This is a genomic window from Halomonas sp. GT (genome assembly GCF_002082565.1).
Classification (GTDB): domain Bacteria; phylum Pseudomonadota; class Gammaproteobacteria; order Pseudomonadales; family Halomonadaceae; genus Vreelandella.
This window is the reverse complement of the sequence record NZ_CP020562.1, coordinates 713,396-725,110: the sequence shown is the minus strand read 5'-3', so window position 1 is coordinate 725,110 and position 11,715 is coordinate 713,396. Positions and strand designations below refer to the sequence as shown.

General features: G+C 52.3%; 8 protein-coding genes. All 8 read right to left on the bottom strand.

The window, feature by feature from the left end; genetic code table 11:
- Positions 1–20: 20 nt before the first annotated feature.
- The 8 genes from gltB to pilM all read right to left on the bottom strand — a co-directional run bounded on the left by gltB (position 21) and on the right by pilM (position 11,602).
- The gene (gene gltB, locus B6A39_RS03395) at positions 21–4,493 is read right to left on the bottom strand and encodes a glutamate synthase large subunit (protein ID WP_083001367.1); all 4,473 of its coding nucleotides are present in this window, start codon (positions 4,491–4,493) and stop codon (positions 21–23) included.
- A 599-nt stretch (positions 4,494–5,092) separates the two neighbouring features.
- Positions 5,093–6,199, bottom strand: a complete 1,107-nt coding sequence (gene aroB / locus B6A39_RS03390; protein WP_083001365.1) for a 3-dehydroquinate synthase — start codon at positions 6,197–6,199, stop codon at positions 5,093–5,095.
- Positions 6,196–6,762 (bottom strand): shikimate kinase AroK, encoded by a 567-nt coding sequence (gene aroK / locus B6A39_RS03385; RefSeq protein WP_083001363.1) that lies wholly within the window; start codon positions 6,760–6,762, stop codon positions 6,196–6,198. Before aroK ends, aroB begins: the two co-directional genes overlap by 4 nt.
- Positions 6,762–8,783, bottom strand: a complete 2,022-nt coding sequence (gene pilQ / locus B6A39_RS03380; RefSeq protein ID WP_083001361.1) for a type IV pilus secretin family protein — start codon at positions 8,781–8,783, stop codon at positions 6,762–6,764. The genes aroK and pilQ overlap by 1 nt, the downstream gene beginning before the upstream one ends.
- Before the next feature lie 29 nt (positions 8,784–8,812).
- Positions 8,813–9,334, bottom strand: a complete 522-nt coding sequence (locus B6A39_RS03375; RefSeq protein WP_083001359.1) for a pilus assembly protein PilP — start codon at positions 9,332–9,334, stop codon at positions 8,813–8,815.
- Positions 9,331–9,978 carry a type 4a pilus biogenesis protein PilO gene (locus B6A39_RS03370; protein WP_083001357.1) on the bottom strand — a complete coding sequence of 216 codons (648 nt, stop codon included), beginning with the start codon at positions 9,976–9,978 and terminating at the stop codon, positions 9,331–9,333. Before B6A39_RS03370 ends, B6A39_RS03375 begins: the two co-directional genes overlap by 4 nt.
- On the bottom strand, positions 9,975–10,544 hold the full coding sequence (locus tag B6A39_RS03365) for a PilN domain-containing protein (protein WP_083001354.1): 570 nt from the start codon (positions 10,542–10,544) through the stop codon (positions 9,975–9,977). The genes B6A39_RS03370 and B6A39_RS03365 overlap by 4 nt, the downstream gene beginning before the upstream one ends.
- Positions 10,541–11,602, bottom strand: a complete 1,062-nt coding sequence (pilM, locus tag B6A39_RS03360) for a type IV pilus assembly protein PilM (protein WP_083001351.1) — start codon at positions 11,600–11,602, stop codon at positions 10,541–10,543. Before pilM ends, B6A39_RS03365 begins: the two co-directional genes overlap by 4 nt.
- Positions 11,603–11,715 lie beyond the last annotated feature (113 nt).

Below are 11,715 nucleotides of genomic sequence, written 5' to 3'. Positions count from 1 at the left end.
GAAGCGTAGGCTCTGGCGGGTTATTCCGGCTGACGCCGAGATTGATTCAGCAAACTACCCAAGCTTGCCGCTTTTGGCTTCACTAGCCAGAAGTGGCGCGCGTAGTCGCCGAAGTCTTCCAGAATCGCCGCGCCTCGAGCAGAGCCTGTCGCTGCAACGTAGGCTTCAATCATTTCACGCAAATGACGACGATACGCTTCCATCGCTTCGGTATTGACCCGATGAATCTCGACCAGCTCGTGGTTGTACTTGTCCACAAAGGTACGGTCTTCATCCAAGACGTAAGCAAAACCTCCGGTCATACCCGCGCCAAAGTTAACGCCAGTTTCACCCAATACGCAGACCAAGCCTCCAGTCATGTATTCACAACAGTGGTCACCTGCACCTTCAATCACCGCAGTAGCCCCAGAGTTACGCACTGCAAAGCGCTCACCCGCAGTACCCGCGGCAAACAGCGTGCCGCCTGTCGCACCATAAAGGCAGGTGTTACCGATAATGGCGGTTTTGTGGCTTTCAAACTGGCTAACCCTGGGCGGCACAATCACAATGCTGCCACCGTTCATGCCTTTGCCCACGTAGTCGTTGGCATCGCCTTCGAGATAGAGGTTTAAGCCACGGGCGTTCCACACCCCGAAGCTTTGGCCAGCCACCCCGGTAAAACGCGCAGTGACCGGGGCTGATTCCAAGCCGTCCTCACCGTAGCGCTTTGCAATCGCGCCAGAGCTCAATGCACCTACGCTGCGGTCGCAGTTGGTAATGGTGAAGTCAAACTCACCCCCAGACTGGCTTTCAATGGCCTCTTTCAGCGCAGCCAGCACTTCTTGGTTCTTAGCGCCTGGATCGTGGGGCACATTTCGGCTCACCTTACAGAACTGCGGTGCACCTGCAGGTACAAAATCATTCGAAAGCAACGGAGTTAGATCCAATTTACGCTGAGCGGGCGTATTGCCTTCCAACACGTCAAGCAGATCGGTGCGACCAATCAGGTCAGTCAACTGACACACCCCTAGCATCGCCATCAGTTCACGCACTTCTTCAGCAATAAAGCGGAAGTAGTTTTTCACCATGTCGACAGTGCCGCGGAAATGCTCGCCACGCAGGAAGTCATCTTGCGTCGCTACGCCGGTTGCACAGTTGTTCAAGTGACAAATACGCAGGTACTTACAGCCCAATGCCACCATAGGCGCAGTACCGAAGCCAAAACTTTCAGCCCCCAGAATCGCCGCCTTAACGACATCAAGACCCGTTTTGAGACCGCCATCGGTCTGCAGGCGAATCTTGTCGCGCAGGCCATTAATACGCAGTGCTTGGTGCACCTCAGGCAACCCAAGCTCCCAAGGGGAGCCCGCGTGCTTAATAGAGGTCAATGGACTTGCTGCAGTACCACCGTCGTAACCAGAAACGGTGATCAGATCCGCATAGGCTTTCGCCACACCGGTAGCAATAGTGCCAATACCTGGCTCAGAGACCAACTTCACGGAAACCTGGGCATCTGGATTGACTTGCTTGAGGTCGAAAATCAGCTGCGCCAAATCTTCAATCGAGTAGATATCGTGGTGTGGAGGCGGTGAAATCAGCGTTACACCAGGCACCGCGTAACGCAGCCGGGCAATCAACTGGTTCACTTTACCGCCTGGCAGCTGACCACCTTCACCGGGTTTAGCACCCTGAGCAACTTTGATCTGCAATACTTCTGCATTGACCAAATAGGCCGGAGTAACACCAAAGCGGCCAGAAGCGATCTGCTTGATTTTCGAACTACGGATGGTGCCGTAGCGAGCAGGGTCTTCTCCCCCCTCTCCGGAGTTGGAGCGCCCGCCCGCTTCATTCATTGCTTGGGCCAACGCTTCATGGGCTTCTGGAGAAAGCGCACCTAGTGACATGCCGGCGCTATCAAAGCGCGGTATCAGCGCCTCAACCGGCTCAACATCCTCTAACGGAATGGGCGTTTCAGCAGGCTTTAGCTTAAGCAAGTCACGAATAGTGGCAACCGGACGTTCATTGACCAGCTGGGCAAACTTTTTCCACTTTGCGTAGCTGCCTTCTTGCACCGCCGCCTGAAGCGACTTCACGACATCGGGGTTGTAGGCGTGATATTCGTAGCCATGAACATACTTCAGCATACCGCCTTGAGAAATACCTTTGCGGGCAATCCAGGCATCTTTCGCCAGCAGCTCTTGCTGCATTTGCAGCTCAGCAAAGCCAGCCCCTTGAATGCGTGATGCCATGCCGACAAAGCAGGTATCCATGATCTCATCGGATAGCCCCACTGCTTCAAACAACATAGAGCCGCGGTATGAAGCTAACGTTGAGATACCCATCTTCGAAAGAATTTTGAACAACCCTTTCTGCAGACCTTTGCGGTAATTCTCACGAGCATCGGCAGGGTTGCCTGTTAGCTCACCAGTGCGATGCATATCGGCCATGACCTGATAAGCAAGCCATGGATACACTGCCGTAGCGCCCACGCCAAACAGCACTGCCATTTGGTGGGCATCCCTTGCATAGCCGGTTTCCACCACAATGTTGGCATTGGGGCGCAGCGCCAAACGACCAAGATGAGAGTGAACAGCCCCCACCGCTAAAGCCGCCTGGATGGGCAACTGCCCTTTTGGAAGGTCAGCATCGGTCAACACCAGAATCACCTTGCCCGCTTTGACCTGCGCTTCAGCTTCCTGGCAAAGTAAAGTGACTGCCCGCTGCAAACTGGTGTGCTCCGGATCGTATCCGAGTGACAGCGTGTGACTAGCAAAGGCAGGATCATCCTGGCTAACCAGCGCAGTAAATTTACGCGGTGACAGCACTGGTGTGGTCAAAATCAAACGGTGGGCATGCTCAGGCGTTGCCTTAAAGACGTTCAGCTCCGCACCACAGCAGGTCTCCAGCGACATAACAATCGCTTCACGAAGGGGGTCGATCGGCGGATTGGTCACCTGGGCAAACTTTTGACGGAAGAAATCAGTTAGCAGACGCGGACGGCTAGACAACACCGCCATGGGGGTATCATCACCCATCGAGCCAACCGCCTCCTGGCCACTTTCTGCCAGCGGGCGCAGTACCTGATCACGCTCTTCAAAGCTCACCTGGAACATTTTCTGCTGAACATTTAGCGCGTCAGTGTCCATGGTCTGGAAACGCGCAAGCTCAGTCAGCGCTGACTCTAGGTAATTGGCTTCCTGCTTGAGCCAGCGCTTATACGGATAAGCTGACTTCAGGCGGTTATCAATATCCTGGGTGTGGAGCACTTCGCCAGTCTGAGTGTCTACCGCCAGCATTTGGCCTGGGCCAACGCGACCCTTAGCGACGACATCCTCAGGGCGATAACCATAAGTGCCAATCTCAGACGCTAACGTAATGTAGCCATTCTTGGTAATCACCCAGCGCGCTGGGCGAAGGCCGTTGCGATCCAGCATACAAACAGCTTGACGACCGTCGGTCATTACCACACCGGCCGGACCATCCCAAGGCTCCATGTGCATGGAGTTGTATTCATAGAACGCGCGTAACTCGGCGTCCATGGTCTCAACGTTTTGCCAAGCAGGCGGCACCATCATGCGCACCGCGCGATGCAGCTCCATACCGCCAGTCAGCAGCACTTCCAGCATGTTATCCATGCTTGAGGAATCTGACCCAGTGGTATTGACGATTTCGTCAAGCTCAGCAATATCAGGCAGACGCTCATTAACAAAATTGGCTTTACGGGAGTTTGCCCAGCCGCGGTTGGCTTCAATCGTATTGATCTCGCCATTATGAGCCAATAGGCGGAATGGCTGGGCCAGCGGCCAGCGTGGTGCAGTGTTAGTAGAGAAACGCTGGTGGAACACGCAAATGGCGGTTTCCAGGCTCGGATCATTTAGATCTTTGTAGAACGCCGGCAAATCTTCCGGCATGACTAAGCCTTTATAGGAAACAACTTCTGATGAGAGTGAAGCAACATAAAAGTCTTCATCGCTACGTAGCGCTTGCTCTGCATAACGGCGTGCCATAAACAGATCGACATCAAAGCGATCACTGCTTAAATTCCCACTACTACCTGTTCCACGACTACCTGGCTGGACAAACAGCTGCTCAATTCGCGGTAGACAGTCCAGCGCCATCGGGCCGCATACGCTAGAGTCGGTGGGCACTTCGCGCCAGCCCAGTACCTCTAAGCCTCGGCTGCTTAGCTCGCGCTCAAGGGTTTCTTTAGCATGAGCGGCACGTGCATCGTCATCTGGCAAAAAGATGACGCCTACAGCAAACCGCTCACCAAGCTCCGTATCAAGCGCTTGCTTCGCGGCAGCGCGCATGAATTGCACCGGCATTTTCAGCAGCAAGCCACAACCGTCACCGGTTTTGCCGTCTGCCGCAATACCGCCGCGATGGGTCATGCAGGTAAGTGATTCAATAGCAGTTTTCAGCAAGTCGTGGCTGGCCTGCCCTTCCATATGGGCAATAAGGCCAAAGCCACAGTTATCGCGAAACTCGCCAGGCTGGTGAAGACCTCTATTCATGGGCGTGCCTCTAGTCAGCGTATTTATTTAGCAGTGTTTTCATGTTATCGTAACGGGTTTTTCTAATTTTTTACTTGTTGCTACCCATTAAAAACAGGGCATTTCCCGCTTCCACTGCTTCAAGAAAAGGTCGCTCAGCATAGCGATTTGCCTGCGTGTAGCGCAATCACCCAGAACCCGCCAATCCTTAAAAAACCTTGTCAAATCTTGCATTTGCATTCTCAGTTAATAAAAAAACATATTAACTTCAACCACTTGCAAAGTGGCTAAACGTTTTTTAAACGATAAAAACGCATAACTAGACTTTAGTATTAATTGCCCCAAAACCCCCATGCCGATAGCGCATAAGTCATACGGATTACATACAGAACGATCATCACTTAACGGCCAGACAACAAAAAAACCCACGCGATGGTGGGTTTTCTGTGCAGCCTTGTTTGTTAAAACTGTTTAGCAATACGGTCTATTCATACTATTAATAAGTACTGTTTATAAATACTGTTTGTAAGTACTGTTTGTAAGTACTGTTTATAAGCACCGTTTATCAATACTGCTTACCCATACTGGCTTTTGATTGTATAGCCAATACGCCTAGGCATTTAATCGCGTGGATAGTGATGAAGTAGCTCACGCAGCATATCAGGCGGCGTGGCATCACTTACACAGGCGTCTCCCAAGGCATTGAGCAGCACCAAACGCAAACGAGTATCAATATTCTTTTTATCCAACTTCATGCGGGCTAAAAAGTCATCTACAGACATTCCGGCAGGCGCGGCTAGCGGTAGTCCAGCGCTTTCAACAACCGCCTTAGCACGCGCGAGGGCGTTGCTATCAATCCAGCCAAGCTGATGAGAGAGCGTTGCTGCTATCGCCATGCCTGCACCCACGGCCTCACCGTGCAACCAGTTGCCATAACCTTTATGAGCTTCAATGGCATGACCGAACGTGTGACCCAGGTTCAGCAACGCGCGAACGCCCTGCTCAGTTTCGTCTTCCGCCACAATGTCGGCTTTAATCTGGCAACTTTGGGCAATCGCTTCCGCAATCACCGCAGGCTCAACACTACGTAGCGCCTGCATATTCTCTTCTAACCAGCCTAGGAAACGCTCATCGCGGATTAACCCGTACTTGATCACTTCTGCCAAGCCTGCAGAAAGCTCGCGGCTGGGCAGCGTAGTCAAGGTGTCGATATCCACGATGACGGCTTTTGGCTGCCAAAAAGCACCAATCATGTTTTTACCCAGCGGGTGATTAACACCGGTTTTCCCACCCACCGAAGAGTCTACCTGGGATAATAGCGTAGTAGGCACCTGAATAAAGGCAACGCCACGTTGATAAGCTGCCGCTGCATAACCAACCATATCGCCAACCACACCGCCACCTAAGGCAATCAGCGTACAGCGACGATTGAAACCTGCCTCTAACAGCGCATCCCAAATCCGGCTTACCTGCTCGATGGTTTTATACTGCTCCCCGTCAGGCAGCACTACCGTGCGAATGTCTAAATGATCAGGCAGACCAGCGCAAAGCGCGTCTAAATAAAGCGGTGCGATAGTCTCATTGGTTACTACCATCACCTGCTGACCAGCGAGATAAGGCTCCAGCATATTGGCGCGCCTTAGAAGCCCAACACCAATATGTATCGGGTAGCTACGCTCATCCAATGCGACGGTTAGCGTACGCTGGGCACTTGTCATTTCAGTCATTGTGATACCTTTTTACTTTGAGCCCGCGCAATTTCCAAAGGATCCACCATGCGATGGACACGACGCAGAATTTCGTTGACCACCGCACGTGGGCTGCGCCGATCCGTTCGCACCGTAATGTCGGACGTCGCTCGATACAGTGGATCCCGTGTAGCAAACATATCGTTCAACACTTGTTCGCGATTATCACACTGCAATAGCGGTCGATTCCGATCTTTGGCGGTGCGTTTCAGTTGCTGATCGACGGTGGTCAGCAAGTAAACCACCGTTCCTCGTTCACGCAGAGCACGCCGATTTTCTTCACGTAGCACTGCGCCACCGCCGGTAGCCACTACCACGCCGGACAACTGTGTGAGCTCGTCAATCATTTGACTTTCGCGCTGACGAAAGCCGGGCTCTCCCTCAACGTCAAAAATCCAGGGGATATCCGCACCGCAGCGGTCTTGTATGGCGTGATCGCTGTCAAAGAACGAGCGCGATAACTCAGCCGCAAGCAGGCGGCCTATCGTGCTCTTGCCAGCCCCCATAGGGCCAATTAAAAAAATATTGGGTAACTCTTGCATCAGCGAACCGCCAAACCATCATCAAGTAGTCGTGGAGTAATAAAGACCAATAACTCTACCTTTTCATTGCTCTCTTCGGTATAGCGAAACAGCCGCCCAAGCCAAGGAATATCTCCTAGCAGCGGTGTTTTCGCTATTTGACTCAACTGCTCAGTTGTCAAAATTCCGCCTAACACTACCGTTTGCCCATTATCGACCAGCACCTGCGTCTCTATCTGGTTGGTATCAATCGGCGGCTCACCACCAAACTCACTTTCCCGGAAGCTATCGTTTTTAATCACCAAGTCCATGATGATGCGGTTATCCGGGGTAATTTGTGGCGTTACCTCCAAGGAAAGCTCAGCCTCCTTGAACTCCGTATCTGGATTTCCTTGTGCGTCTACGCTTTGAAAAGCACGCTCTTCACCTTGACGAATAATAGCGGTTCGTTGGTTAGCTGTGATCACTCGGGGCTGAGAAATCGTCTGGCTTTTGCCCTCACTTTCCAGCGCCCGCAACTCAAGATCTAGCAGAACGTCCCCTGATAAATAACCAAAACTAAAACCCGTGTTGGCAGCCGCCGCTGAGCCTAAATCTACTGCGAGACCACCTTGGGCACGGTTGATGCTGTTAGGGTTGATGTCGCGCCGAGAAAATGTGCCATCATCGTTTTCTAAAAAGCCGCGGGTACTCGACACACCCCAGTTAATCCCTAGCTCCCGGGATGCCGTATCTCGGGCTATGACAATTCTTGCCTCAATTTGCACCTGTCGGACGGCGACATCCAAGCGGTCTAAAGTGCGGATAATATCGCGCACCTGCTCTGCAGTATCTTGCACCAGTAACGTGTTTGTGCGCTGATCAATACTAACTCGCCCTCGGTCGGTTAACAGCCCAAAGCCGTCGCCACCACGCAACAGTTGGGCAAGATCTTCGGCACGCGCGTACTTTACTTCGATAAACTCTGTGACTAACGGTGCCAGCGTTTGGCGCTGGTTGCGTGTCTCTATCTCTTGGCGTTCGAGATCTGCTAGCTCGCTGGCAGGCGCCACCACGATCACATTACCCTGTTCTCGGCTTGCCAGGCCTTGGCTTTGCAAGATCAACGCTAGTGCTTGATCCCAGGGAACATCGTTTAAGTTAAGCGTAATGCGCCCAGAAACGCTATCACTGGCTACTAGATTCAGGCCGGTAAATTCCGCCAACGTGGCAAGCACTGCACGCACTTCAATATCTTGAAAATTTAGACTTAACCGCTCTCCGGTAAAAGACTCCCCCTGCTGCTCTCGATCCTGCTGCGTCGCTTGGCTAACGGGCTGCGCTTCAATCGTCAACGTACGCCCGCTTTGCGATGAGACCATCGCGAAGGGGCCATTGGTTTGCAGCTCCAGCCGCACATCACGCTGCCTAAGACGAGGGGTAATACGGGTTACCGGCGTCGCAAAATCAGTGACATCGTAAACTTGGTTAAGCGCATCAGGTAGCGTTACATCACGCAGCTCCGCTATGACGCTGCCTTCACTACCTTCACGCACGTTAGTGACCACGCTCGCACGATCAAACGTCACCACTAAACGCCCGGCACCATCTTCTCCACGCCGAAAATCAATATTCTCAATCCGCGGCTCCTGGATAGCCTGGGAAGGCTGGGGCGCTGGCACAGAGCTACTTGATGCTAGCGTGATTTTTAACTGGTCACCGACCACGCGTGAGGTGTAATCAAGAGATTCTTTCAAATCAACCACGAGACGCGTCCGCCCACTGCCTTCCAGCACCGTCACTTGCTCTACACCACCCCGGCTAACGGCAATACGGCGTTGGGCAATCGCACTTTGTGTATCGGCTAAATCAAGCGCTAGACGAGGAGGTGCGTCTAATCGATAGCCTCTTAGCTGGGCAACGCCGCCACTAAATTGCAGCACTAGCTCCACGTCACCGCTATTGGTTTGGCGCACATCTAAATCGGTGAGCACTGATGCCATGCTGAGCGACGGCACCAAGGCTATCAACAACAGCAAAATTCGGCGAAATGTGACAACCATAGGGTGATATCCGGTAACAAGTAAAAAGGCTACTCCTCAAGGGTGAGCGTTGCTTGACGCTCTTGCCACCCTTGCTGAGGGCTGAAAATACGTTCAACAATAGTGATTTCTCGCGGCCCAATCTGGTTAATAAGCCCATGGTTGGCGCCTAAATAATTGCCTACCCGAACACTAACAATCTCTCCTTCGGGAGGTGCAATCAATGCGACGTTCTGACCTCTCATACGAAGCGTACCCACTAAGCGTAACGTCTGGAGCTGGAAGCGTTCTAAAGGTTCTTGGGTGCGCTGCTGATCGGGAGCAAGCTCGCTCATTGTCTGCTCTACTTGCAATACGTTTTCGCGAATCCCTTCCGGCGCTAGAAAGGGGCTCCGCGCATCGCTAAAGCGATAATCTAGCGACTGATACTCTGGCAGTGCCTCCACTATCTCAGGCGCTTTCCCACCAGGAGCACGGCGTATTTCTGCAAGGGTTTGATCTAACTGCCCTAGCTGAGGGTCGCTGCAGCCAGCCAAACCAGCTAGAGACAGCACGCTTAACAAACGCTTCATGGCGTGCTACTCCCCTCTTGCGATGCTGCCTTGTAGCTATAAGTGCGTGCAAGCAGCGACATTCGCAACATGTCGCCATTCTGATCAACAGGCACTAGAGTAAAATCATGCTGGGTTATAATTCGCGCCAAATCGCTGATATCCGAAACAAATTGCGCCAAAGCATGGTAATCACCGCGCACCTGTATATCTAAAGGGTGCTCAATATAGTGCGTGTTACTCACCGTAGGCCGCAAACGGATAGTTTCAATGGTTAGCCGATTTTCGATAGCAGCGTCACTAATGCTATCTAATAAAGAAGGAATTTCTGCACTGGTTGGCAGCATCGCCTGCATCTGCACCATCTGGTCTTCAAGAATGGTCAACTGGCGGCGAATATCCGGCAGAAATGCAGCCTCAGACGCCTTGCGTCGATACTCGATCAACAAACGCTCTTCTTGGCGCTGCTCTGTCGCCAGCGAATCGCGAGCCTCACCCACCAGCCACCAGTTGATACCTATAAAAGCAAGTAAAAAAACAAATAGCCCTAGCAGCGCTTTAAGCAGCCAAGGCCACTCACCTGCTTCTTTGATATCCAACGATTGCCATTCAACGTTTCTCAGGCGCTGCCAGTCATTTTTAACGCGTTGACGAATAGATGTCATGGTGTTGTCTCCATGGAAACCGCTTCCTCAGGAGACAGTTGCATTACTTCAAACTGAAAAACACGCCGACTCTCATCCTGACCACTGGCCACCTCGGAAAACAGAGGCACACCTAACCCTGGCATAGTTGCAATTTGGCGCAGCTGCTCAGAAATCTGACGTTCACTGCTAGCGACCGCTGAAAGACTAACTCGTTGTCCGCTGCGAGATAGGCGCTGATAGACAACACCATCAGCGACGCTAGCAGCGATATCGTTAAACAACCTTACTGTACTCATGCGCTCGGCATTCAGCGTGTGAAAGAGTGCTAATTGCTCTCCCAATCGCTCGGTATCACCCCGATAGCGCTGCACATCAGCGATTTCATTGTCTAGCTGCTCTATATGAGCGGAGATATGGGCATTGCGCAGTTGCTGGGCAGCTAACTGTTGTTGATGTACGTGCAATACCGCAAAGCCACACGCCATGCCCGCCAGCAACATAAACACTATTACGCCGTAGAATTGCCGTGTCCGCCTCTCTCGCCGTGCCTCACGCCAGGGCAAAAGATTGATATTAATGCTCATTGGCTAACTCGCATCGCCAATCCACCCGCCGTTAGCATCGCTGGGGCATCGTTGCTTAACGCTTCCTTATTAAGCCGTTTGTTAATGCGCATACGTTGAAACGGGTTGGCGATGGTCACCGACATACCGCTATCATCAGCAATTCGCTCTGCAAGGCCAGGAATGACACTAGAACCACCCGCCAGCACTATGTGTTGCACCTCATGCTGACGACCAGCGGTGTAATAAAGCTGCAGCGAGCGCCCTACCTGTTGCACCACCGTTTCTAGAAAAGGCGTGAGCACCTTTTCCTGGTAATCGTCTGGAAGGCCCCCGCGCTTTTTAGCAAATCCAGCCTCTTCTATACTCATGTGGTAATACTCGCGGATCGTATCTGTTAGCTGACGCCCACCAAACACTGTATCGCGGCTATAAACAATGTGCCCCCCACGCACAACATGGAAGGCGTTCATATTGGCCCCGATATCAACTAACCCCACGCAAGCCGTTGGATCGTTTTCTACGTTTAGCTGCCGACGCAGCTCAGCCAGCGCACGTTCCATCGCGAATGTTTCTACATCTACAGCGGCAGGCTCAAGCCCTGCAAGCTCTAGCGTTTCAGTAAGCTGGGTCACATCTTGCTGACGACACGCCACTAAAATAACTTCTTGCTGGTCCTCATCGAAAGGAGCTGGGCCCAGGCACTGAAAATCAAATGCCACCTCACTGAACGGAAAGGGAATATGGCGGTCTGATTCGGCGATTATTCGCTCTTCGATTTCCTCTTCGCTTAACGAAGCAGGAAAAGTAAGCGTTTTAGTAATAGCAGCGCTCGCTGGAACGGCCACTGCTGCTTTACGAGTAGAGGGCTTTGCATGCTCAACAGCACGGCGGAGCACACTGGCCACATCATGTATGTCGCGGATGCGCCTCTCAACCACCGCACCCTCTCGCAGCGGCCGAACAGCATAGCTCTCTACTTGATAGTTATCGTTGTACTGTTTGAGCTCTAACAGCTTGACGGTCGCCGATGTAATATCGACTCCAATCAACCCTTTACCGGGTTTGAGTAAACGCATCCTGAGTTCGGCTCCGCCTGCCTATAGTGCGAGTTTCGAGGTTACATGATTTTCAGTGAAGTCACACGCGAATGGCATTACGGCATATCAACACTGGTGACCGCTGCCTCGCC